Annotated in this window: 21 protein-coding genes; 4 read left to right on the plus strand and 17 right to left on the minus strand. The window is 53.5% G+C overall.

Annotation, left to right across the window (positions count from 1 at the left end; genetic code table 11):
* Positions 1–36: 36 nt before the first annotated feature.
* Positions 37–825 carry a hypothetical protein gene (locus HOL66_00405; GenBank protein MBT5242684.1) on the minus strand — a complete coding sequence of 263 codons (789 nt, stop codon included), beginning with the start codon at positions 823–825 and terminating at the stop codon, positions 37–39.
* A gap of 146 nt (positions 826–971) precedes the next feature.
* Between HOL66_00405 and HOL66_00410 the strand changes: the two genes are divergently transcribed.
* Positions 972–1,787: a mechanosensitive ion channel gene (locus HOL66_00410; GenBank protein MBT5242685.1), complete on the plus strand. Its 816-nt coding sequence runs from the start codon at positions 972–974 to the stop codon at positions 1,785–1,787.
* On the opposite strand, the gene HOL66_00415 is transcribed toward HOL66_00410, so the two are convergent.
* The 12 genes from HOL66_00415 to HOL66_00470 form a co-directional block, all read right to left on the minus strand.
* Entirely contained in the window at positions 1,784–2,179 is a 396-nt protein-coding gene (locus tag HOL66_00415) for a hemerythrin family protein (protein MBT5242686.1), read from the minus strand. The genes HOL66_00410 and HOL66_00415 overlap by 4 nt on opposite strands.
* A complete protein-coding gene (locus HOL66_00420) occupies positions 2,179–3,270 on the minus strand; it encodes an ABC transporter ATP-binding protein (protein ID MBT5242687.1) in 1,092 nt (363 codons plus the stop codon). The genes HOL66_00415 and HOL66_00420 overlap by 1 nt, the downstream gene beginning before the upstream one ends.
* Positions 3,267–4,949, minus strand: coding sequence for an iron ABC transporter permease (locus tag HOL66_00425; protein MBT5242688.1), 1,683 nt, complete (start codon positions 4,947–4,949; stop codon positions 3,267–3,269). The genes HOL66_00420 and HOL66_00425 overlap by 4 nt, the downstream gene beginning before the upstream one ends.
* Positions 4,950–5,984, minus strand: a complete 1,035-nt coding sequence (locus HOL66_00430) for a Fe(3+) ABC transporter substrate-binding protein (protein MBT5242689.1) — start codon at positions 5,982–5,984, stop codon at positions 4,950–4,952. It abuts the gene before it with no gap.
* Between the two features lie 126 nt (positions 5,985–6,110).
* The gene (locus HOL66_00435; GenBank protein ID MBT5242690.1) at positions 6,111–6,632 is read right to left on the minus strand and encodes a MerR family transcriptional regulator; all 522 of its coding nucleotides are present in this window, start codon (positions 6,630–6,632) and stop codon (positions 6,111–6,113) included.
* Positions 6,633–6,646: 14 nt separating this feature from the next.
* Positions 6,647–7,126 (minus strand): hypothetical protein, encoded by a 480-nt coding sequence (locus HOL66_00440; GenBank protein MBT5242691.1) that lies wholly within the window; start codon positions 7,124–7,126, stop codon positions 6,647–6,649.
* An 85-nt stretch (positions 7,127–7,211) separates the two neighbouring features.
* Complete coding sequence (locus HOL66_00445) at positions 7,212–8,186, minus strand: phosphoribosylaminoimidazolesuccinocarboxamide synthase (GenBank protein MBT5242692.1); 975 nt, start codon at positions 8,184–8,186, stop codon at positions 7,212–7,214.
* 26 nt (positions 8,187–8,212) lie between these two features.
* Positions 8,213–8,776, minus strand: a complete 564-nt coding sequence (locus tag HOL66_00450) for a sarcosine oxidase subunit gamma (protein MBT5242693.1) — start codon at positions 8,774–8,776, stop codon at positions 8,213–8,215.
* Positions 8,769–11,765 (minus strand): sarcosine oxidase subunit alpha family protein, encoded by a 2,997-nt coding sequence (locus tag HOL66_00455; protein ID MBT5242694.1) that lies wholly within the window; start codon positions 11,763–11,765, stop codon positions 8,769–8,771. Before HOL66_00455 ends, HOL66_00450 begins: the two co-directional genes overlap by 8 nt.
* A complete protein-coding gene (locus HOL66_00460; protein ID MBT5242695.1) occupies positions 11,762–12,046 on the minus strand; it encodes a sarcosine oxidase subunit delta in 285 nt (94 codons plus the stop codon). Before HOL66_00460 ends, HOL66_00455 begins: the two co-directional genes overlap by 4 nt.
* A 12-nt stretch (positions 12,047–12,058) precedes the next feature.
* A complete protein-coding gene (locus tag HOL66_00465) occupies positions 12,059–13,327 on the minus strand; it encodes a sarcosine oxidase subunit beta family protein (protein MBT5242696.1) in 1,269 nt (422 codons plus the stop codon).
* Positions 13,328–13,383: 56 nt separating this feature from the next.
* Positions 13,384–14,637, minus strand: a complete 1,254-nt coding sequence (locus HOL66_00470; GenBank protein MBT5242697.1) for an MFS transporter — start codon at positions 14,635–14,637, stop codon at positions 13,384–13,386.
* 150 nt (positions 14,638–14,787) lie between these two features.
* Between HOL66_00470 and HOL66_00475 the strand changes: the two genes are divergently transcribed.
* The 3 genes from HOL66_00475 (at position 14,788) to HOL66_00485 (ending at position 19,838) form a co-directional block, all read left to right on the plus strand.
* On the plus strand, positions 14,788–15,684 hold the full coding sequence (locus tag HOL66_00475; GenBank protein ID MBT5242698.1) for a CehA/McbA family metallohydrolase: 897 nt from the start codon (positions 14,788–14,790) through the stop codon (positions 15,682–15,684).
* 146 nt (positions 15,685–15,830) lie between these two features.
* Entirely contained in the window at positions 15,831–17,399 is a 1,569-nt protein-coding gene (locus tag HOL66_00480; GenBank protein MBT5242699.1) for a methyltransferase, read from the plus strand.
* A gap of 9 nt (positions 17,400–17,408) precedes the next feature.
* Positions 17,409–19,838 (plus strand): FAD-dependent oxidoreductase, encoded by a 2,430-nt coding sequence (locus HOL66_00485; GenBank protein ID MBT5242700.1) that lies wholly within the window; start codon positions 17,409–17,411, stop codon positions 19,836–19,838.
* A gap of 140 nt (positions 19,839–19,978) precedes the next feature.
* Here HOL66_00485 and HOL66_00490 read toward each other — a convergent pair whose 3' ends face one another.
* The 4 genes from HOL66_00490 to HOL66_00505 all read right to left on the minus strand — a co-directional run bounded on the left by HOL66_00490 (position 19,979) and on the right by HOL66_00505 (position 22,736).
* A complete protein-coding gene (locus HOL66_00490; GenBank protein MBT5242701.1) occupies positions 19,979–20,194 on the minus strand; it encodes a hypothetical protein in 216 nt (71 codons plus the stop codon).
* Positions 20,191–21,885, minus strand: coding sequence for a HAMP domain-containing protein (locus HOL66_00495; GenBank protein ID MBT5242702.1), 1,695 nt, complete (start codon positions 21,883–21,885; stop codon positions 20,191–20,193). The genes HOL66_00490 and HOL66_00495 overlap by 4 nt, the downstream gene beginning before the upstream one ends.
* 9 nt (positions 21,886–21,894) lie before the next feature.
* Positions 21,895–22,143: a hypothetical protein gene (locus HOL66_00500; GenBank protein MBT5242703.1), complete on the minus strand. Its 249-nt coding sequence runs from the start codon at positions 22,141–22,143 to the stop codon at positions 21,895–21,897.
* Between the two features lie 83 nt (positions 22,144–22,226).
* Positions 22,227–22,736 carry a hypothetical protein gene (locus tag HOL66_00505; protein MBT5242704.1) on the minus strand — a complete coding sequence of 170 codons (510 nt, stop codon included), beginning with the start codon at positions 22,734–22,736 and terminating at the stop codon, positions 22,227–22,229.
* Positions 22,737–22,744: the final 8 nt, after the last annotated feature.

Here is a 22,744-nt window from a genome sequence, read left to right on the forward strand (position 1 = left end):
TATATAATCCTTGGGCAAAGGATATTCACGTTTAAGTCAACCAAATAGTCCCCAGTCGATAAAATGTTCGGTTAGCGTTTCTGTGTAGTTTACTTCTTTTTTTATGATGACGACTCCTTTGGGGATATCCAGTTTTTCTTCCTCCCGGGAATCAGCGCTGCTTATCAGGATAAATTTAGTGCCACGTGTTGCCCTGATGACAGAAAGTGCGCCAGCCAGGTCGACTCCCGACATATCGTCAAGGAAGTTACCTGAAATTACGACATCTGGACGGATGGATAAAACCGATGAAATTGCCTCGACGCCAGTTGCAACGAATGACACTCCGAAACCACACGATGACAATTCCTGGCCGATGATTTTTCGTTGAATATCGCGGGGCATCGCCAGCAGGATATTGACCTCCCTGGAAGGGCGAATAGCGGCGATACGGTTGTGGGCGCGCGGAAGACTGCGCACCAACCTGATATAATCTTCTTCATTTGGATTATGGCCCGATTCGGTGACTTCCCTGATTCTGTCCAGAAAAACCTGAATCTCGTCTAGATACGGGGCAACATCTTCCAGGGCCTCTAGGAAATCCTCGAGCCGGTGAGCGAACACGCTGATGGCCGGGAAGCCAAATGTCGCCGCCATTCCCTTTATGGAATGCACGTGACGTTGCAAATTGTTGTTTTGATTTTGGAAGTCACCGCGCCCATCGCGCATGTTTGCCAGCGCTTTTTCCGCTTCTTCAATATTGTCAAGACATTCGTCGAGAAAATCAGCGCTCAGACCGTAAATGATCGCATCTACATCAACCTTACCAGGTTTTTCCTGAACCATATTCGTAAAAACCTCCGCCTTTCTGAATCTACATAAATATAGAAAGCCCGGATATTTTTCTCTAGCCTTGAATCAATACCCTTATAAAAAATTGGGGTTCAGGCTATACATTTACAAGTTGGAAACCAATAACTGCCGGCGGAAACATGGAAGACAGCACACTTAAATTTATTGATACCTTAAAAGAATTGGCCCTTGGTTACGGCGTCGACATTGTCGGTGCCATCGCCATTTTGATTATCGGCTGGATGGCAGCAGGCTGGGCCCGGCGCTTGACATTGAGCGCCTTGGGAAGGGTTCCGCGTATCGATGACACGCTCAAGCCAATCCTCTCCAACAGTGTGCGTTATGTCATTTTGGCATTTGTCATCGTCGCCGTGCTGGCCCGCTTCGGGGTTGAAACAACGAGCATCATCGCCGTCTTTGGCGCAGCCGGTCTGGCCATCGGTCTTGCCCTGCAAGGAACGCTGTCCAACATTGCCGCCGGTGTCATGCTTTTGCTGCTGCGCCCTTTCAGCGTCGGGGAATATGTCGATGCCGGAGGTGTGTCGGGGACGGTCGAGGAGATCGGCCTGTTTACGACCCGTTTCAAAACCCCAGCCGGCCTATTCGTTGCCGCCCCCAATTCGAGCCTTTGGAATTCGACTATTACCAATTATTCCCGCAACCCCCTACGCCGCATTGATCTGGTCATCGGCATTGGCTATGACGACGATCTGAAGGGGGCGATGGCAGAGATGGTGGGTCTGATGAATGCTGACGCGCGCATTCTTATAGATCCTGAAGCCCAGGTTTTTGTTACCGAACTGGCCGACAATTCAGTCAATCTGACTTTAAGAAGCTGGGTTAATTCCGGCGATTACTGGGCAACGCTTACGGACCTGACCCGCGACGCCAAGTTATGCCTTGATGAGAAAGGCTATTCCATCCCCTACCCGCAGCGCGATGTCCACATGCTCTAAGTCTGCGAAAGGAATTCCTTGAATTCCAGATCGGCGGTGATGACGTCATCCATGATGAAATATACCAGTTCCTTTTTCAGGCTTTCACAGGCCATGTTATTTTCCGATGCCATTTTGGCAAATTCCAGCATGTGGTCGAGCTTGTCGTTCAAATCCAGATGATGTTTGCGGTGTTTTTCCACATCAGGATAATTTACGGAAACCAGAAGCGCCTCCTCGCGGGCGAAATGACGCTTTGACAAGGCTACAAATTCCGCCACCTGGGCCTGGCAATCATCCGTACTGCCAGCATCGACTTTTTTAATAATGGCATTGACCTGATCAATCATCTTCTGATGATCCTTATCAAGAGCTTCCGATTCCAACTCGAAGGATGCTGTAAGTTCAACCATTACTGCGCTGCTTTCACCAGAGAGGATGATCCGCTTTCTTCCCCATCAAGCGGGAAAACAAATGCGTAATCAGGATCGATTATCGCCTTTATTCCCAGCGCCAGTTCGGGCTCAAAAGCATGATGAACGCGAACATAAAGCTCGCTTGATGATCCCGACGCCAGACGCACTCGAACAATATTATCATGACCCAGCAAATGGGTCGATAACAACTCAACGGCGGTGCCGCTTGCATCCTCATGGCTTTCAAGGACGATGCCTTCCGGACGGATCAGAACCTGAACCTTTGTGCCATCGGCCATATCGGGTGCTGCGACGCTGCCAAGCGGCGTCTGGACCTGGGCATGACTGACAACACCGTCAAAACGGTTCATCAATCCAAACATCTTGGCGACGAATTCATGCTTGGGGTGATAGTAGATTTCATGAGGCCGGGCGGCCTGCAGGATACGACCATCGCTGCCGAGAATTTTTATCCTGTCGGCCATAAACATGGCTTCTTCCGGGTCATGGGTGACCATCAGGGTGGCGACGCCGAATTGTTTCAGAACACCAAGGGTTTCTTCGCGAATGCGGGCCCGCATGTTGGTATCAAGGCCCGAAAACGGCTCGTCGAGAAGCAACAATTTCGGTTCCGGGGCCAGGGCCCTGGCCAGGGCGATACGTTGTTGCTGGCCACCCGATAACATGTGCGGGTACTTCGATGCCTGATTGACCATATCGACCTGATCAAGCATTTCCATGGCCCTTGATCTGGCCTTGGCGGGTGCTGATCCGACCATCCCAAAAATGACGTTGTCGAGAACACTTAAATGCGGAAACAGTGCATAGTCCTGAAACATGAAGCCAATGCGCCTTTTTTCGGGCTCCATGTGGACAGTGTTTGATGCAACGGTGACATCATCGATAACAATGCTGCCTTCCTGCAAGACTTCAAGGCCCGCGGCGAGGCGCAACAGTGTCGACTTGCCGCAGCCTGACGGTCCCAAAAGGCATACCAGTTCGCCAGCCGGAACCACAACGGCGACCTTGTCGAGAACCTTGTGATCGCCATAAGCATGGCTGACACCGTGGATCAGAAGACCCTTCATGCGATTTCATTTCCCGGTCTTGATTTTCTAATCGCGTAGCTTAGCAGAATAACCGGAATAATACCGGTACCAACGATCGCCAGGGCGGCAAGCGAAGCCTCACCCAATTGCTCGTCAGAGGCAAACTGATGAACGTATGTCGCCAGGGTCTGGAAATTAAAGGGCCTGAGGATGATCGTCAGCGGCAGTTCTTTCATGCCATCGACAAAGACCAGCATTCCCGCCGTCAATATGGATGTCTTCATCAGTGGCAGATGGACCCGGCGCAGGGTGGCAAATGGGCCGTGCCCCAAGGTGCGCGCCGCGCCGTCCATGCTCGGTGTTATTTTCGTCAGGCTGGCCTCGACCGTACCAAATGAAAGCGCAAGAAAGCGGACCAGATAGCCAAAAATAACCGCCGCCACGGTGCCGCTAAACAGTAATCCTGAGGAAAAACCGAAGTGCTGGCGCATGAAGCCATCGATGGAATTATCCAGGGACGCCAAAACGGCGATCACGCCAACAGCCAGAACCGAGCCGGGCACGGCGTAACCCAGGGCGGCAATTCGGGTCATGACTTTCAAGACCGGGCCACCCTTGATACGGACCCCATAAGCCATAAAGATGGCAACAATAACCGCGATCAATGCCGCCGTACCCGATAGCAACAATGAGTTGCCCGCCGTCTGAATCACCTGGACAACGACATCCCCATCGAAGTGGATCACAGCATATGTTGCAAGTACGATGCTGGGCAGGGCAAATCCCAACACCACCGGCAGGGTGCAGACGACGGTTGCCAGCAAGCCCTTAATACTGCCGAGCTTATAACCCGGTAAGTTCTTGTAGGTTGTCGTTGTTTGATGAAAACGCTTTTTACGGCGCGCAAAGCGTTCGGCAAGGACAAGGGCGATGACGAACAACAGCATCAACGAGGCCAGTTGCGCGGCTCCGGCGATGTTACTCATATTCATCCACACATCAAAGATACCAAGGGTGAAGGTATAGACGGCGAAAAAATCGACGGTGCCAAAGTCATTTAGGGTTTCCATCAACACCAGCGACAGCCCGATAACAATAGCTGGCCTGGCCAGCGGCAGGGCGACGGAATAAAAACTTTGCCACTGGCTGCGCCCAAGCACCCGACTGGCTTCAAGAACGCCGACGGACTGTTCCAGAAAAGCGGCCCGCGCAAGCAAATATACGTAGGGGTACAGAACCAGTGTCATCATCGAGACGGCGCCCCCCAGAGAGCGAATTTCCGGGAACCAGTACTGTCGTATGGATGTCCAGCCAAACAGATGCCTGAGCGCCCCCTGCACCGGTCCTGCATATTCCAGAACGTCCGTATAGACGTAGGCGATAACATAGGCAGGCATGGCCATGGGCAAAAGCAACGCCCATTCAAAAAACCGCTTTCCCGGAAACCGGTAAATGGTAACAAGCCAGGCACCGCCCACACCAATGAAAAAGGTTCCAGTACCGACACCGATCATCAACTGCACGGTGGTCGTGATATAGAGCGGCAGAACCGTCGACGTCAGATGACCCCAGATATCATCGCCCGGCGTGAAGGCAAGAATAATGACCGCAACAATCGGCAGCATAACGGCCGTCGAAACTGCTGCTGTGCCTAACGTCCAGCCATCTATTTTCAAGCGCCACCCGGTATTGCCTGCAAGGGTTTGGCTGGTCGTCATTTATTGATTAAATCCGACTTCATCCATGATCTTTGAAGCCTCCGTCCGCGCTTCGGCTATGGCCGCAAGGAATACGGTGTCGGCCTTGAACTGGCCCCATCCGGCGACCAGGGGATGTAGGGGGATGTTCGCCCTCACCGGATATTCAAAGTTACCCATGGCATATAGTTTTTGCGCAGCGTCGCTGCTCAAATATTCAATCAGTTTGACAGCATTGGCTTTATTTTTTGCGTTCTTTGTCACACCGGCGCCACTGATATTAACATGCGCTCCCCTGCCTTTCTGGTTGGGAAAAATGATGTTTACCGAATTCGCCCATTGCTTCTGTTCAGGTTCTTTTTCATTGGTCGCCATCTTGCCCATGTAATAGGTATTGCCAAGGGCAAAATCACAAATACCCTCAAACACTGCCTTGACCTGCGAGCGATCATTGCCTTGAGGCCGGCGCGCCAATGCTGCTTTAAGCCCGCGCGCCCAGTTTAGGGCTTCCTGGCGACCCTTGGCCGCGATGATCGATGCCAAAAGCGAGATGTTATAGATATGCTTGCCCGAACGTGTGCAAATCCGGTCCGCCATTTCAGGACTGGCCAGATCCTCGTAAGACGTAACCTCGCCGGGTTTCGTTCTTTCCTTGTGAGCAAAGATAACCCGGGCCCGCACCGTCAATCCGAACCACAGGCCGCCCGGATCGCGAAGGTTGGCCGGAATATTACGTTCCAGAACAGACGAGGCGACCGCTTGCAGCAAATCCGCTTTGGCATGATTGTGAAGATTGCCGATATCACTGGTCAGGATCGCGTCGGCAGGACTGTTGCGACCTTCGAGTTTAAGCCGTTCAAGCATCCCTTTTTTCATGTAGACAAGATTAACCTTGATGCCGGTTTCCTTACTGAAGGTTTTGAGCAAAGGGTCAATCAGAAAGGTCTGACGTTCTGAATAAAGATTGACTTCGTTTTCTGCTGCGTGGGCAATTGATGAATGGGCCAGCACGATGGCAAAAAGTGCTGTGACGCCGCATTTCCAGGGGGTTTGCATGATTAAGTGTCCTTCGTTATCCTCAGCACAGGTTTATAGTTGAGAATGACTTGCAATTGCAACAACATAATGCAACGCAATAAGCCTACTGTCAATAGGGATAATTAGTACGGCAATTAAAAGGGTTCAGGTGTGCTCGCACCTGGCACGGATTTGCCTGATTTCATCTTCCGGAATTCCCAGAAACTGCAAAAAAGCCTGATGCTTTTTAGGGGCGCTTTTCTCAAAACCCCTATGCCAGGCCAGCATGTCTTTTTCTGAAAAGCCCGATGCGACCAGCAAGGCAGTCCAGCGTTTTTTATCCATAACCCCCAGATCCTGCGGCGGCTGACGCTTTAACAAACTTAAGACAAGTTGTTGCTGCCCGCGAAGACCGGCCATTTCTTCTTCCAGCTCCGCCAAACGCCTGTTTAACGCCTGATCAGGGATCCTCTCCGGTGAATCAATAATCTTTTTAATTCCGGCCAGCGGCAGACCCGCCTTCCTGTACAGGCAGATCAACTCAAGGTTCTTGCAATCAGCTTCACTGTATGCCCGATAGCCATTTTCCGCTCGCGCTGCCGGACACAGCACCCCCACCTTATCGTAATAAAGCAGGGTGCTGCGCGACAACCCGAAGCGACGGGCGAGTTCTCCAATACTTGTCATGGCGTCTTTCGTGTTTAAGCAGCCAGACTCATTCGCTGGCCGGTCGAAAGGTAATGATTGAGCATTTTTCCCAGCATAGCCATTTTTTCATGATAGCCGTCCACGTCAAAATTTTCGACAAAGCTGTTTCCGGCATCACTTGTACCAATGAGCATCTGGGCCCAAACCATATCGGTCGTTCCATTATCGTTTGGCAACAAAGAAAGATCGTATTTAACCACGTACAGGTCGGCCGCCATTTTGACAAACTCAATGGCGCGTGGCGGTTCGTAACGATTGATCAGCCAGGTTTCTTTCTCCGCATTAGGGAAATCCGTTTCAAAAACACAGTTGGCTTCGGCAAATCCTGATACCGAATGGATAAGCCGACACGACCAGCTTTCAATCCAGTCGTATTCGCGTACGGGACAAAGCAGGGGGAAAATTTCCGTAGCCGTAGCATTGACGCTAAAGCGATGAGAGACAGTTTTGCAGGCACCGGCAGTGTTTGACATGATAAATCCTATCCTGATTCAAGATTGAAGGATTATCACTCTCAACTATGAAGTCGTAGTCGGGTCAATCAGAAAAACAGCCGATTTAAAAATAAGCCGCCAGATTGCTCCTGATGCGCTCCAGCACCTGAATATCGCTACCCTCGGCGGTAAAATCCTTCCCGGTAACGGTCTCGTACAGGCGAATGTAGCGACCGGAAAATTCAACCAGTGTCTCATCGGGAATTTCCGGGATCGGGTCTTTATAGGGATCGCAACGGGCATTGACCCACAAACGCAGGAATTCCTTATCCAGACCGTCGGGGTTTTCTTCCGCCGCCATCTTCGCAGCATAGCTGTCATTAAGCCAAAAGCGGCTGCTGTCCGGGGTCAGAATTTCATCGGCCAGACAAACGTCACCATTTTCATCAAGGCCGAACTCGAACTTTGTATCAACCAGGATCAAACCCCGCTCCGCAGCAAGCTCTCGCCCCCGTGCGAAAACGGAGAGAGACAGTTCGGCCAGTTCATCCCATCTACTTTGCGATAACAAGCCCTGCTCGACGATTTCGGCCGGGGTTACCGGCGCGTCGTGCTCGCCCTGGGCGGCTTTGGTTGTCGGGGTCAGAATGGTCGCCGGGAGTTTCTGGTTTTTAACCAGCCCGTCCGGAAACGTCACCCCGTACATCTGTCGCGCACCATCACGGTACATGGGCCAAATCGAGGTATTGGTTGATCCGGTCATATAGTCACGGACGACCATTTCGACCGGCAGCATCTCGAGATTTTTACAAACGACAACGTTGGGGTCGGGGTATTCAATGACATGATTGGGGCAAATGTCGCTGGTCTCCTCAAACCAAAAGCGGGCGGTCTGGGTCAACACCTGTCCTTTAAAGGGAACGGCAGCGAGGTTCTTGTCAAAAGCGCTCTGGCGGTCGGTGGCGACAATGACCATGCGGCCATCTTCCAGCACATAGGTGTCACGGACCTTGCCTTTGTAATGATTGGGCAATTCGGTAATGGTGGCTTCGGTCAGAACGTTTCCGATCTGCGAGCGAATGATGTCATTATCAATCATAGTGTTTCTTTGATTCCTAAAATTATCTAAGCGATTTCAGCGTTAAATTGTGCACCACTTTCACGCAACAACTCCCACAGGGAAAGAGCAAAACCGCGGGGTAATAAAAGTTCGTATCCTTGTTCAGAGCGCCATAGCGTTACGCCCGTGTGGTGAAAAGCGGTTGAGGCAACGGCTCCGAGGGGAAAAGCGGCCTCTCGTAAATCCAGTGGCAGATGACGATTTAACAATATCGCCGCCTGCGGCCCGGAAATCCTGAGATGGCTACGCGAATGCGACAAGTCAAGAGACGCCCCTTGCGCTGCTGACAGGGCAGAAGATAACTCAAAATCATGATATCCAACAAGCCACCATTTAAGAGGCTCAATGCGCAAAAGTGTTCCTTTTTGCGTCACCGCAGCCCGGCCCGGACCGGGCGCCGCCTCTGCCCCAATAATGTCCGCTGCCTTGACAGCCACAGAGCCCAATGTGTCGGGCCAGGCCGCCAGTTGAATGAGTGACAAACCCACCATTTCGGCCAACGTCACCTCGCTATCGTCGTGACCGGTTTTTGAATAATGTCCGCTTAAGGCAGAAACGCGTTCAACCATGCATCCGCTCCCCGCCAGGGTCGACCATGTGTGGCGAGACCACTTCGACCTCGACATTGCCCTTTCGCAAAGGATCGGCGGCGACCAGCGTTTGTCCTGCCCAGGCTTCATGACCACCCGAAACAAATCCAATGCCAATCCAGTGGCCCAGTTCCGGCGAATGGGTGACCCCGGTTATCCAGCCTTCGCCAAAGCCGGAAACCGTGTCCGCCTTGCAAAGAAGCGCGCCGCCATTAAATGTTTGCGAGCGATCCTTGGGGAAAACACCCACGAGCCGGGGCCTGTCTTCACGCAGCATCTCGGGGCGCTTGCGAAGGGTATCGCCAATATAGGACTTTTTATCCGATGCCATTTTACCAAGCCCGGCATCATCAATGCTGACGCGACCATCCAGTTCGGCGCCGGTAACATGACCTTTTTCAATGCGCAGTGTGCCCAGAGCCTCTGTCCCGTACAGGCACCCATCCAGCAGTTGCGCTTGGGTCCATAACATTTCCATCATGGCGTTTGCGTAATCGGAGGGTACGTAGACCTCGAAAGCCATTTCACCGGAAAAACTGATCCGGGCAATGCGGCACGCGATACCGCCCTTAAGCGTGGTTTCAATAACCCCCATAAACGGGAACGCATCATTTTCCATCACCGCCGGGTCTTCGACGCAGGCTGCAAGGCAGGTGCGGGATTTTGGACCCGCCACAGCGCAGCCCGCCCACTGGTCGGAGACAGAGGTCACATGAACCTTCAAATCAGGCCAGCGGACCTGCAGCAATTCTTCGAGCCAGACCATCACCTTGCCCGCATGGGCGGTCGTTGTGGTCATGAAATATTCGGTTTCGGATAAACGCCATGTCGTCCCGTCGTCCATGACCAGCCCGTCATCACGCAACATGATACCGTAACGGGCTTTGCCGATAGGCAACTTGGCGAAGGGATTGGTATAGACACGGTTGAGCAATTCCGTCGCGTCGGGCCCCTGAATGGCGATTTTGCCAAGCGAGGTGACATCACAAAGACCAACCGTGCTTCGTGTTGTCGTCGCCTCGCGAATATAAGCCTCGGTAATGGTTTCCCCGTCGCGGGCGAAATACCAGGGTCGCTGCCACAATCCGGCATCGGTCATGGTCGCGTTATGGTTCAGATTCCAGTCATGCATGGGGGTGCGCCGCAAGGGCCGGAAATGACCACCCGAATTTCGTCCGCACAAAGCGCCAATACTGACCGGCGTGTATGGCGGGCGGAAGGTCGTGGTGCCGACTTCCGGTATCTGCTTTCCCAAAGCCTCGGCCATCAGTGCCAATCCGATGATATTGCCCATCTTGCCCTGATCGCTGGCCATGCCCAGGGTCGTATAACGCTTCAGGTGCTCGACCGATACGAAGCCTTCCCGGTGGGCGAGACGCACATCAGCGGCGGTGACGTCATGTTGAGGATCAACAAAGCTTTTAAGCTTTTTGCCCGCAACCTTGACTTCATAGAGCGGACGGATGGGATTTTCCCAGCCGCCGACCATAGGTGCTGCCATAGAGGGTGCGGATTTTCCAAAATCCTTCACTGCCGCCGTCCCGGCGACCATGCCGGAGACTTCGCAGTCGTCCAGGTTCCATATCCCTGCCGCCGATCCGGCCATGTGGATACGGTCGCTAAATTCCTCGGCAATAAAACAGGCGTTTTCAACATCCCAGGACAGTTTGCCGCCCCGGTGGGAAAGCAAACTTGCGACAGGTGACCAACCACCTGAAACGAGGACAAGATCGCAAGCCCGGTCTCCCCCGGCCTTCCAGCCCTCACCATCGGCAATGGCTACTTTCAGGCCGCAAGCCGCTTTTGTCCCCAGCGCTTTCATCGGCGCTGTCGCCAGTTGTATGGTGACGCCGTCCCTTTCAGCCGCCTCGCAAAGGGCATGGGATACCACTTTGCGGGCATCCAGCACGCCCACCCTGGCGCCTGCCCGGCTCAAGTCACCAGCGGTTTGATAAACCGAATCATTATTGGTGGCGATAGCAATGTTTTCACCAGCCAACACACCATAACGGTTCAGGTAGGCGCCTGCGGCAGCGGCGGTCATCACGCCGGGCCTGTCGTTATCGCCAAAAGCGATACTGTGCTCCAGCGCGCCGGTGGCAAGAATGGTGCTTTTCGCCCGCACCGTCCAAAATCGCTGACGGGGTAAATTCTGCGAGCCTGATGCCATATGATCGGTGACCCGTTCAAGCAGGCCGGCGACGCCGTATTCGTATAATCCAAAAGCCGTGGTCCGGGTCATAATCCGCACATTAACGGCCTTGATCAGGGCGATCAGATTAGTCCGTTTGGTTTCTGCTTCGCTGTCCGACCGGTTCAGTAAATCACCGCCAAGCTCGAAGTCCTGCTCAACCAGAATAACATCGAGCCCTGCCCTGGCGGCCCCGACTGCGGCGTTCAGGCCCGCCGGCCCGGAACCGACAACCAGCACGTCGCAATGATCATGGGCGTGTTCGTAACTGTCCGGGTCAGGGGCGCTGGGGGCGTCGCCCATACCGGCGGCTTTTCGGATCAGTTTTTCGTAAACCATCCAGATGCCCGTACCCCTGCCGCTACCCCATTCAAATGGCGGGATGCCCATAAAGGTTTTGTAATAAAATCCGGCTGCAAAGAACCGGCTGAACAAGCCGGTCACCGCACCAAAATCAAAACCGACGCTGGGCCAGGCGTTTTGACCACGGGCAACAAGACCATCGTAAAGCTGTTGCGTCGTCGCCCTGACATTGGGATCGTGACGAGCGCCCTCGCCTATACTGACGATAGCCCCTGATTCTTCGACCCCGGCGGACATCACACCACGCGGCCGGTGATATTTGAAACTGCGACCAACCACCTGCTGGTTGTTGGCCATCAGGGCCGAGGCCAGGGTGTCGCCAGCGAACCCGGAATACTCCCGGCCATCCCACTTGAAGGAAAGAGGCTTTGAGCGCTCGACCCGACCACCTGTGGGGAGACGCCGGGCGCTCATGTCTCGTCCTCCAGCGCTTTGGCCATGCCGGCATGGGCCGGGCGCACGGAACGAATTTCATGGCTCATGGTGTCGCGCTCGACAACCAGCCACATGCGGCAACCGTTTAGATGTTGCCAGGTCTCAAGCTGCATACCGCAAATGTTTTGGCGCTGGAAAACCGCGTTGTGCCATTCCGCGATGGGCGCATCAAGGGCGGGGTACGCAATCGTGGCATCGCTGCCATAGCTGAATTCGCTGTGGTCGCGCTCGCCGCAGAAGGGGCATGGAATGCGAATCATGGTGTTACATCCTCAACCATGCAATTTCGGGTCAGGGCCGGCGCCGCGCTCGTCAATATTGTAACCACGCTCGAAGCGTTTAAGATCATGATTAACGATAAACGGGTGGGGGCGGTCATTGGCGATCAGGTCGGCAAAATACCAACCCGATGCCGGACTGGCTTTAAAACCGCCATAGTTCCAGCCCGCGTTCAGATAAAGATTTTCCAGCGGTGTCTTGCAAATAAACGGTGATCCGTCCATGGACATATCCATCACCCCGGACCAGTGGCGCAGCAAGCGAACCCGGCCCAGGCAGGGCAGGATCGACATGGCGCATTCGGCGACATCCTGAACGATCGGTAAATTGCCGCGCTGGGCATAGGACTTGTACCAATCCAGATCACCTCCAAAAACCATGCCGCCCTTGTTGGACTGGGAAATATAGAAATGAGCGCCGCCGACACCAAAAACAACAACCTGATCAAGTAGTGGCTTTAACGGTTCGCTGACGAAAGCCTGCAACTTGTGAGACTCGATCGGTAAGGTGCCAAGGCTAGCCATATCCCACAGGCGTGAACTATTGCCGGCAACCGCAAAACCGACTTTCTTGCCCGTTATGGTTCCGCGTGAGGTCTCAAGGCTTTCGACCTGCCCGTTGGATCTGGTCACCCCGGTGACTTCGCAATTCTGGATGATATCGACACCCAGCTGATCGGCGGCCCTGGCGTAGGCCCAGGCGACTGCGTCATGGCGAGCCGTTCCTGCCCGCTTTTGCACCGCAGCCCCGGTGATCGGGAAGCGTGCGTCCGGGCTGTAGTTAAGAAGCGGCACGTTGGCCTTCAGGGTATCCAGATTCCAAAGCTCACCGTCAGATCCGGTCAGCCGCATGGTGTTGTAACGCCGGGCTGCGGCATCCCTTGCCGCCGGGCTGTGCAACAGGCTGATATGGGCGCGTTGACTGAACATCACATTATAGTTCAGGTCATGGCTGAGGTTTTCCCACAGCTTCAACGAATGCTCATAAAACTCACGATTGCCCGGCATCATGTAGTTTGAGCGGACAATCGTCGTATTGCGCCCGGCATTGCCACCACCCAGCCAGCCTTTCTCAAGCACCGCGATGTTTTTTAGGCCGTGATTTTTGGCAAGGTAATACGCCGTCGCCAGACCGTGAATCCCGGCCCCGACAATTAGCACGTCATAGTGTGATTTTGGTTCAGGGTCGCGCCATTGGCGCTGCCAACCCGTTTGACCGGTCAACCCGTTCCAAAAAACATTCCATCCGGAAAAACGCGTCATTGTAAAAAGTACTCATGAATGAATGATGGCAAAAACAAGAAATCCATCGTCTGAAATTATGTCTTATTTTTTCTTGATGGTAAAATTGATTTTAGGGCGGCCGCGTACAGCTGTTTACTCGAAACGCCAGTTCCGCCAAGTGGAATAAACGTCACCTTGGCTTGATCATGGCGATCCCGACGTAACATTCTGTAGGCGGTGAACAGGGCCAGCATTCCCGTAAGCGCAGCACTTGACATAAACATCCCCTCAGGCCCGAATTTTCCCATCATTTGCGCAGCGACGATAGGACCAACGCTGGCTCCGGCCCCATAGGCAAAAAGCAGCCCGGCTGCCACCTGAACCAGTTTATCGGGTTCGGCCATGTCATTAATCTGGGCCACACACAAGGGATAGACCGTGTAACAAAAAGCACCGAAAAAGGCCCCAACGACATACAACCAGATCGGCGATTGGCCGGTTGCCCAGATAACGGCAAGAGCCGCGGCAACGGTTGTAACCGTAACAATGAGCAAAATGGTTCGCCTGTCATATCTATCCGACAGGCGTCCTATGGGAAACTGCAACACCATACCGCCCATGATGATGCAAGCCATGAAAGTAGAAACACCCAGCAACGACAGTCCGCTGTCTTTTGCGAATATCGGCCCCATACTGTTGATGGACGAATTAACCATCCCGGCACTGATGGTGCCGATAACCGCTAACGGGGAAATGCCATACAGGTCACGAAATTTCATCCTTTGCGGGGTGACGGGTTTGGGCGCGCTTGCCCGGGTTAGCAGGACCGGCACCAGGGCAAGGGAGAAAACGATAGAAGCGACAACAAACAACTGGAATTTTCCCGGATCGGCGACACTCACCATGAACTGCCCCATGCCCGAACCCAGATAGTTGGTGATCATATATATGGATAAAATTTGGCCGCGCGTTTCATTGGTCGCCCGCTCGTTAAGCCAGCTTTCAACCACCATGACCATACCAGCCATACAAAATCCGGCAGCCAGACGAAAGAAGAACCAGGCAAAGGGGTCAATCAACAACACATGACCCAGCACGGCGACAGACATGATCGAGGCGAAGGCGGCGAATCCCCGAATATGCCCCACCGCCGAAACCACCCTGACGGCATAAAGTGCACCCGCCAACAGGCCAATAAAAAAACCGGCCATAACGAAGCCGACCGTTTCGGTGGAAAAGCCTTCGAGTTTGGCGCGCAATCCCAACAGAGTTGCGAACATGCCGTTGGCCAATAAAAGCAGCCCGTAGCTTAACAACAACGAGGCGACGGACCTTATGGATTGCAGCATCTGCCAGGACATCCCTTGGGAAAATTTATGCTTGAAACCCTATCGCGAGGAACACCACATGACGAGAGAAAAATTATCGATTTTTTAAGTTGACCCAAGGCAACAAAGCATCATTAATTCAGCAAGGATTTCGCATCCGGGGACATGAAAATGAAAAACCTGCCTTTTGGACAGCCGGGTCAGTTCTTCAGGGGAAACCTGCACACCCATTCAACACTTTCGGATGGCAAATTCACACCGGCCGAGGTGGTCACCCATTACCAAAAAGCCGGTTATGATTTTCTCGCCCTGAGCGAACACTTCATGGAGCAATACGATTTCCCCGTTGCCGATTCGACGCCCTATCGCAGCAAGGATTTCACCACCCTGATTTCCGCTGAACTGCATGTGCCCGAAACACAGGTTGGCGAGATCTGGCACATCCTCGCCGTTGGCTTGCCGCTGGATTTCGCACCCCCGATAAATGGCGAAACCGGACCGGAAATAGCCTCTCGCGCCGCCAAGGCTGGCGCCTTTATCGGTATCGTTCATCCATCCTGGTATGGCCTGACCCTGGAAGATGCCCGCTCCATAGCATGCGCCCACGGTATCGAAATTTATAACCATGGCTCCCATGTTGAAGTTGACAGGGGATCCGACTGGGGGTTTTGCGACAGCCTGCTGAACGAAGGCTGGCGACTGAGCGGCTTCGCCACTGATGACGCCCACCACATGACCCATGACAGTTTCGGCGGCTGGGTTCAGGTCCACGCCAGCAACCTTGATCCCGATGAGATCGTTCAGTCCCTTAAAGCCGGCCGTTACTATTCCAGTCAGGGGCCGGAAATTCTCGACGTTCGCATCAGTGAGAGTCACGTGGATATTGATTGCACACCGGTCGACTTTGTTTCGGCTGTCGGGCGGGGAGCCCTATCTGTGCAAAAAAATGGCGAAGGAATGACCCATTGCCGCTTGCCGTTATCGCGCTTCAAGGACAGCTATTTTCGTATTACGCTCAGGGATGCACAGGATCGCAGGGCCTGGACCAACCCGATCTGGAGAGATTGATTTATCTGAAACCAAAATTTTGAAACGCTAGCAGCGTCGTCATATGTACTTAATTACGTCGCACTGTTAAACGGTGTTTGTATTATTAACGTAAAGTCTTCAATACAAATACGCAGTCAGGCTTATTCTTTCATGGAGGCTTTTGAATGACGTCCGCATCCCCCGACCTTAGCCGCCGTCGTGGCGGCCGTTCCGCCAGACAGGCATTAAGAGCCCAACCCCTGACTCGCGACGCCCGCCCCGTCCATCCCGGCATGGAAAACGGCAACTACCGGCCTTTAAGCGAACCCGATGTTCAAAAAATTCACCACGCCATCCTGCATGTGCTCGAAAACGTCGGCTTTTCAAAAGCCCCGCCTTCTTGTGTCGAGGCGATTACGGCGGTCGGTGGTGTTATGGGCGACGATGGCCGTTTAAGACTGCCCCCGGCGCTGGTCGAAGACACCATTGCGAATGCCAATCGGGATTTTCAGTTGTGCGGACAAAAGCCCGAATATGATATGTCGCCCCATGGCAAGCGCCTCTATTTTGGCACCGGCGGGGCCGCAATCAATATCGTCGATGCCGAAACCGGAGACTTTCGCGAATCGACGATGAAGGATTTGTTCGACATCGCCAGGATGGTTGATGGCCTGGAGCATATTCACTATTGCCAGCGTCCGGTCGTGGTTCGTGATACGGAAACCAGTCGCGACCTTGATTTTAACACCCTTTACGCCTGCGTCAGCGGCACCTCAAAACATGTTGGCACCAGTTTCGTCAATCCGGCCCATGTGACCGAGGCATTGGAAATGCTGCACATGATCGCCGGTGGCGAGAAACAATGGCGGGAGCGGCCCTTTGTCAGCCAATCCAACTGTTTCGTCGTCCCGCCCATGACTTTTGAGGCCAATGCCTGTGCAATCCTTGAGACGGCGGCGCGCGGTGGTATGCCGGTGCTGCTGTTATCAGCCGGACAAGCCGGGGCGACAGCACCTGCGGCACTGGCGGGTGCGGTTGTCCAGGCCACGGCCGAGACATTGATGGGGCTTGTCTATATCAACGCGGTTGTGCCCAAGGCCAAGTGCATGATCGGTATTTGGCCATTTGTTTCGGATTTGCGCACCGGTTCCATGTCCGGGGGTAGCGGCGAGCAGGCACTGCTGATGTCGGCGGCCGGGCAAATGGGGCGGTTCTATGATTTGCCGACCTCTGTCGCATCGGCCATGACCGATTCAAAAATACCCGATGCCCAATCGGGTTCTGAAAAAGGTTACAACCACGCCCTGGTCGCCAATGCAGGAACCAACCTGATTCAGGAATCGGCAGGTATGCACGCATCCCTGCTGGCGTTCTGCTATGAAAGCCTGGTCATCGACAATGACACCATCGGCGCCGTCCAGCGCACCATCCGTGGCATTGATGTTAATGATGAGACGCTGTCGCTGGATGTCATTTCAGAGACCTGCGAGCGCGGACCCGGCCACTATCTTGGACACAACCAGACCATTGAGCGTATGCAAAGCGACTATGTGTATCCGGTTGTCGGTGACCGCATGAGCCCCAACGAATGGACAGAGAACGGAAGCCAAAGCGTTGTTCAGCGGGCCCGCGTCGAAAGCCAAAACCTTCTCGACAATCACTGGCCCGATCATATCTCGACTGATCTGGATCAAGCTATCCGCGACAAATTCAATGTTAAACTGCCACTCAGTGAGCGGTTCAAATCTAAATAGGGGCACATCATGAAAAATCACGCACGGGTTGTCATTATCGGCGGCGGCATGTTGGGCTGCGGGCTGCTTTATCATTTGGCTGAAGAAGGCTGGACCGACAGTATACTGATCGAAAAGGGCGAACTGACATCCGGTTCGACATGGCACGCTGCGGGTCAGTGTCCAAGTTTCATTGGCAGCTACAACATGGCCAAGATTCATCACTATTCAAACACCCTTTATCCGACGCTCGAGGAGAAAACCGGGACATATGTCAGTTGGCACGGCTGTGGCGGAATCCGCCTGGCCTATACTGAACCTGAGGTTGACTGGTTCAGGCGGGTCGCCGGTATGGCCCCCAACATCGGCTACGATATGGAAATCATCGGTCCCAATGAAATTAAAAACATCATCCCGTATCTGGATACCGAAGGCGTCATCGCCGGGGCTTACACCACCATGGACGGCCACATTGATCCCGCTGGCGGTTGTAACGCACTGGCCGCCGGGGCCCGCCAGATGGGCGCAGAATTATCCTTACGTAACAGGGTCACGGATATTAAAGCCCTGGAGAATGGCGAATGGGAAGTGGTAACCGAGAAAGGCAGCATCACCTGCGAACATGTGGTCAACGCTGCTGGCTGCTACGCCAACGAGGTTATGAAATGGGTCGACAGCGAAGCCCCGTTCATCAACATGCTGCATCAATATTTTGTCACCGATCCCATTGAGGAGTTCGTCCAGAGCGATGTGGAAATGCCTGTCATCCGCGATCCTGCAGCGTCGTGTTATTATCGCCAGGAACAAAAATCAGGCCTGATCGGCGTTTACGAAACTGCCCAGGGAACGGCGGAACAAGCCTGGCCCCCGCACGGATATCCGGAATGGGAATCCGAAAGCGAGTTATTTGAGGGCAATTTTGAACGCTCCATGCCGCATCTTGAAGCCGTCCTGAAAAGGATGCCGATCTGGGCTGAAGCAGGCATCAAGCGGGTCGTCAACGGCGCTATTTCACACACACCCGACAGCAACCCCTTGCTTGGCCCTGCCGCGGGCCTGAAGAATTTCTGGATGTGTACAGGCTCTTCCGTCGGCATCGCCCAGGGCGGTGGTTGCGGCAAGTATCTGGCCCAATGGATGGTTCACGGTGATGCCGAAATCAATATGGTTGAATTCGATCCGCGTCGCTTCGGCTCCTGGACAGATGAGGCTTTCGTCCGCGAAACCTCGTTCGAGGAATATAACCGTATGTATGCCTGCCCTGTGGCGGGTCTGGAACTGGAAGGCGGCCGTGAAAAACGCGTAACCCCGCTCTACAAGAAATTAAAAAATCGCGGTTGCGTCTACACCCAGGCCTTTGGCTGGGAACGCCCAAAGTGGTTTTCAACCGACGGGCGCGAGGAAAATTACGGCTACCGACGCAACAACGTTTTCGAGCTGGTTGGCCAGGAATGCAAAGCGGTGCGTGAACGGGTCGGGGTGCTCGACCTTTCCAGTTTCGCCAAGTTCGCCGTTACCGGCCCCGACGCCATGTCCTATCTTGCCCGCGTCACGGCCAACAGGATTCCGAAAAAAGATGGCAGGGTGGTTCTCACCCACGGTCTTTCTGAAGGCGGCAAGATTGCAGCCGAATTCACCATGACCCGCTGGGCCGAAGATGATTTCTATCTGTTATCGGGCGCCGCCTGCGAGTTGCGCGATCTGGATATGTTGTTAAACGCGGTTCAGGACGGCGAGGACGTCACCATCACCAACGTTACTGATTATTGGGGTGTATTGGTGTTGGCTGGGCCCAAATCAAGGGAACTGCTGTCCAAATTAACGATCACTGACCTCTCCAATGAAGAATTTTCCTGGTTCAGTGCCCGCAAATCGGCGGTTGCCAATATTCTGCTCAGGGCCCTGCGGGTGAATTATGTCGGTGAACTGGGCTGGGAACTTCACTGTCCGATGGCCCAACTGGAAGAGCTTTATGACGCCATTATTGCGGAAGGCGAAAAGCACGGAATAGCCGATTTCGGTGTCTACGCCGTCAACAGCTTACGCATGGAAAAAGCCTACAAGGGATGGGGTGCGGACCTGACCACAGAGATCACCCCGGCGGAGGCCGACATCGAACGTTTTGTCGATGACAAGAAAGGCGATTTCACAGGCCGTGAAGCTTGGCTTGCGCGCAAGGATGAGGGCATTAACACACAATGCATCTATGCCGAGGTTGATGCATCCGATGCCGACGTCATTGGCGGGGAGACCGTTTATGGCGATGGCAACGTCATTGGGGTCGCCACATCGGGCGGCTATGGCCACGTAACAGGAAAAAGTCTCGCCTTCGCCTATGTTGATCCGGCTTTCGCAGAACCGGGCAGCAGCATCGAGATTGAGATTATGGGTCAGCGCTGTACGGCCCGGGTTCTGTCCGAACCGGCCTGGGATCCGAACAACGACAGAATCCGCGCCTGAGGCAGAATTAATGACTCTTTTAAGTGGCAATGCCCTTTGTCGGCATCATGTTCGTGTTTCTGATTATGGTCACGTACATTCCGTGGATTTGACCTGGTTGCCAACCCTGTTCACGGGGCCGGAGATCATCACCAAGTAATTTACCGATCCCGGAACGTTATAACCAGCGCCGCAAGGCCCGCGATCAAGGCAATGGGCAGACCGGCGGGAACGGAAAAATACAGATACCAGTGATAGGTCTGAAGATAACTGCTGCCGGTGAGAAGCCCGATCAGGGCAATGATCAGTGGTGCCAGGGCAATAAAAACCCCGAACCCCGCGATCATCCACAACCGCTTCCGCCAGGGTGTCTTCACTTTGTCTCGAAAACCCAGACACCATCCCAATCTGCAGGTGGCGGAGTTTCTTTCAGGTGGGAAATGCGCTGCAAATAAACGACGGATGGGGGGTCATCCGGAGACAATTCCAGGCATTCCCTGAAAGCAACTTCAGCCGTCTCCCATTGCTGATGACGATAGGCGTCGATACCGGAATGAAATCCATCCAGGGCTGGTGCTGGCAGGACCTGTTGTGCACCCCTCTCGGCCATCAGTTCAAAGACACGGGTTGGCAGGGCCTTGCCCTTGACCCGGATCAGATCAATTTCACGGGTCACAAAAAGATCCCCCGCTAGTTCGCATGTGCGCTCGGATATGAGCACCCGCGTCCCGTAAGCCTTGCTGGCCCCTTCAAGCCTCGATCCCAGATTGACCGGATCTCCCATAACCGTGAAGTTCATGGAGGCCTTTGAGCCGATGGTGCCGACAATCATCTCACCTGTTGAAACCCCTATACGCAGGTCAATATCAAGACCGTCCGCGGCGGCGCCCAATTTTGTCTTAACGTCCGCGCGGAACGTTTCAAGGCGGCGCAATGCCTCAAGGGCGGCTTTGCAGGCAAGGGCCGCATGTTCATCGGCTCCTGTGAAGGGCGGACCCCAATAGGCCATGACCGCATCGCCCATGTATTTATCCACAACCCCCTTGTTGTCAGAAATGGCTTCCGTCATCAGGGTGAAGAAATCATTGATCAACTTAACCAGATCATTAGGCCCCAGTTTTTCGGAAATCGAGGTAAAGCCCTTAAGGTCGATGAACAGGACGGTCATTTCCCGGTTTTCACCGCCGGGTTCGGCAAATTCCGGATTATCGAGAAGATTGGAAACAATGCGGGGATCCATGTACTTGCCAAAAGTATTCTGAATCCGTTCCTTTAAGCGCAAGCCAACCACCATGGTGTTAAAGGAACTCGTCAACTTACCAATTTCATCGTCCGTGATGACCGGCACTTCCGTATCAAGATCACCGGATTCAACGGCCTGTGTCCCGGCCACAAGATTGCGCACATTCCTGACCACGGCGCGGGTCACCAGGGTGGCAAAGCCCAGCCCAAACACCATCGCCAGACCTGTCAAAATAATGCTGATCTTTAACAGGAAGCGCTCATCCCTATCGGCCCTTTGAACGGCAGCGGTGTTAAGCTCTTCAACATGAAGGCGCAGTGCAGCAATCGCCTGGTCAATGGCATCCTGATTTTTATTTAAATCAGGAAGCAGCTGTTCAAACATTTCCCGATTGCCTTTTTCCCGCGCTTCGACCAAACGCCAGCCATGGACTTCAAATTTCCGGTATGCCTTGTCGATACCCGTAAGGCCATTTTCGAGGGACTTGAATTTGCGTTGTCCTTTTGAACCCTCTGCCAGCAGATACCGGGTTTCGATAAACTTGGCGGCAACCCGCTCACCCAACGCCCTGAAACGTTTGCCACCACGGGACATCGCTGTTTTATTTTCTAGAACAAACAGCCGTTGCAAAACCACACCCTGTTCCAAAATATGAACATTGATTTCCGACATGGCGTCGCTGACCGGCAGATATTTTCCGGTGACCGCGTCCAGTTCATCGCTGATATTTGCCGTCAGCCTGATTGATAAAACGGCGACGGTGATCATCAACGCCAGAACAACGGCGGCGATGGAAAAAATCTTGTGGGCGATATTGAGATGCATAGGCGAGCCTTAGTTTTCCTTACGCTCTGCATCCGCAAAAAGCATCATCGAGCTTAAGATGGACGGAATGGCCTTGAATGCATGGGCAAAACCCAAAAGGATAATGCCGTGGTGTGCCCCGACCTCGCCCGAGAAAATATCTTCAAAGATGCTTTCCCCCGCTTCTGCGAGCCCCGTAAGAAGCAGAACAATACCGACAACGGCTTCAAAATAGGGGTTACGGGCAAAACGTTCAATTTTCTGAATAATGCTGTGCATAAGGCCTCCTTCATATCCAAAGCACGTGTCAGGGCAAAGGATTAAGAAGAATGTCCTTCAGCCCATAAAATCAATTGGCGCGGTCAACTGCCATCACCCCTGCATTTCGCTGTCATCAGTTGAACCGAATGAGTCATCCGGTCAACATCGGTAAACACCAATGAACCAACGGTGATCTTTTCAAGAATGGAAACGGCATATTTTTCCATTTTAACGATGGTATTAACAACGGAAATACGAATATCGACGGGCCAGTTGCCATTGGCGAAGGCAATGCTATCGATGGAAATATCGAAGCCACCCCCTGAATCCACCTCGATGTCAGCATCCGGGTTCGTCAATTGAATACAGGCGAGAAAATCGTAGATTCGCATCAATGTTTCATGATCCGTTTCCTTAACGTAGACATGGTCATTGGCAACACCATAGTCTCGCAAATCACTGACCACATCTGACGTCTTGTTAAATTTTTCGACCGCCGCTTTCATGTTTTCAGAAACGCCCCAGTCATATTCATTCGCTGCTTCCGCCCCCCCAAAGGGAAGGGCGGAAGCTAAAACGAACAGGAACGCAAAACGAATCATCGTTCGCATTTTTCCAG

The organism is Rhodospirillaceae bacterium (assembly GCA_018662005.1).
Lineage (GTDB): Bacteria > Pseudomonadota > Alphaproteobacteria > Rhodospirillales > JABHCV01 > JACNJU01.

What these genes read in the sequence shown, in the direction of transcription:
- HOL66_00500 (MBT5242703.1), bottom strand. Translation starts at nt 22,143, where the DNA reads ATGCACAGCATTATTCAGAAAATTGAACGTTTTGCCCGTAACCCCTAT.
- HOL66_00480 (MBT5242699.1), top strand. Translation starts at nt 15,831, where the DNA reads ATGACGTCCGCATCCCCCGACCTTAGCCGCCGTCGTGGCGGCCGTTCC.
- HOL66_00440 (MBT5242691.1), bottom strand. Translation starts at nt 7,126, where the DNA reads ATGTCAAACACTGCCGGTGCCTGCAAAACTGTCTCTCATCGCTTTAGC.
- HOL66_00505 (MBT5242704.1), bottom strand. Translation starts at nt 22,736, where the DNA reads ATGCGAACGATGATTCGTTTTGCGTTCCTGTTCGTTTTAGCTTCCGCC.
- HOL66_00485 (MBT5242700.1), top strand. Translation starts at nt 17,409, where the DNA reads ATGAAAAATCACGCACGGGTTGTCATTATCGGCGGCGGCATGTTGGGC.
- HOL66_00495 (MBT5242702.1), bottom strand. Translation starts at nt 21,885, where the DNA reads ATGCATCTCAATATCGCCCACAAGATTTTTTCCATCGCCGCCGTTGTT.
- HOL66_00420 (MBT5242687.1), bottom strand. Translation starts at nt 3,270, where the DNA reads ATGAAGGGTCTTCTGATCCACGGTGTCAGCCATGCTTATGGCGATCAC.
- HOL66_00415 (MBT5242686.1), bottom strand. Translation starts at nt 2,179, where the DNA reads ATGGTTGAACTTACAGCATCCTTCGAGTTGGAATCGGAAGCTCTTGAT.
- HOL66_00405 (MBT5242684.1), bottom strand. Translation starts at nt 825, where the DNA reads ATGGTTCAGGAAAAACCTGGTAAGGTTGATGTAGATGCGATCATTTAC.
- HOL66_00470 (MBT5242697.1), bottom strand. Translation starts at nt 14,637, where the DNA reads ATGCTGCAATCCATAAGGTCCGTCGCCTCGTTGTTGTTAAGCTACGGG.
- HOL66_00435 (MBT5242690.1), bottom strand. Translation starts at nt 6,632, where the DNA reads ATGACAAGTATTGGAGAACTCGCCCGTCGCTTCGGGTTGTCGCGCAGC.
- HOL66_00475 (MBT5242698.1), top strand. Translation starts at nt 14,788, where the DNA reads ATGAAAAACCTGCCTTTTGGACAGCCGGGTCAGTTCTTCAGGGGAAAC.
- HOL66_00460 (MBT5242695.1), bottom strand. Translation starts at nt 12,046, where the DNA reads ATGATTCGCATTCCATGCCCCTTCTGCGGCGAGCGCGACCACAGCGAA.
- HOL66_00430 (MBT5242689.1), bottom strand. Translation starts at nt 5,984, where the DNA reads ATGCAAACCCCCTGGAAATGCGGCGTCACAGCACTTTTTGCCATCGTG.
- HOL66_00465 (MBT5242696.1), bottom strand. Translation starts at nt 13,327, where the DNA reads ATGACGCGTTTTTCCGGATGGAATGTTTTTTGGAACGGGTTGACCGGT.
- HOL66_00425 (MBT5242688.1), bottom strand. Translation starts at nt 4,949, where the DNA reads ATGACGACCAGCCAAACCCTTGCAGGCAATACCGGGTGGCGCTTGAAA.
- HOL66_00450 (MBT5242693.1), bottom strand. Translation starts at nt 8,776, where the DNA reads ATGGTTGAACGCGTTTCTGCCTTAAGCGGACATTATTCAAAAACCGGT.
- HOL66_00455 (MBT5242694.1), bottom strand. Translation starts at nt 11,765, where the DNA reads ATGAGCGCCCGGCGTCTCCCCACAGGTGGTCGGGTCGAGCGCTCAAAG.
- HOL66_00445 (MBT5242692.1), bottom strand. Translation starts at nt 8,186, where the DNA reads ATGATTGATAATGACATCATTCGCTCGCAGATCGGAAACGTTCTGACC.
- HOL66_00410 (MBT5242685.1), top strand. Translation starts at nt 972, where the DNA reads ATGGAAGACAGCACACTTAAATTTATTGATACCTTAAAAGAATTGGCC.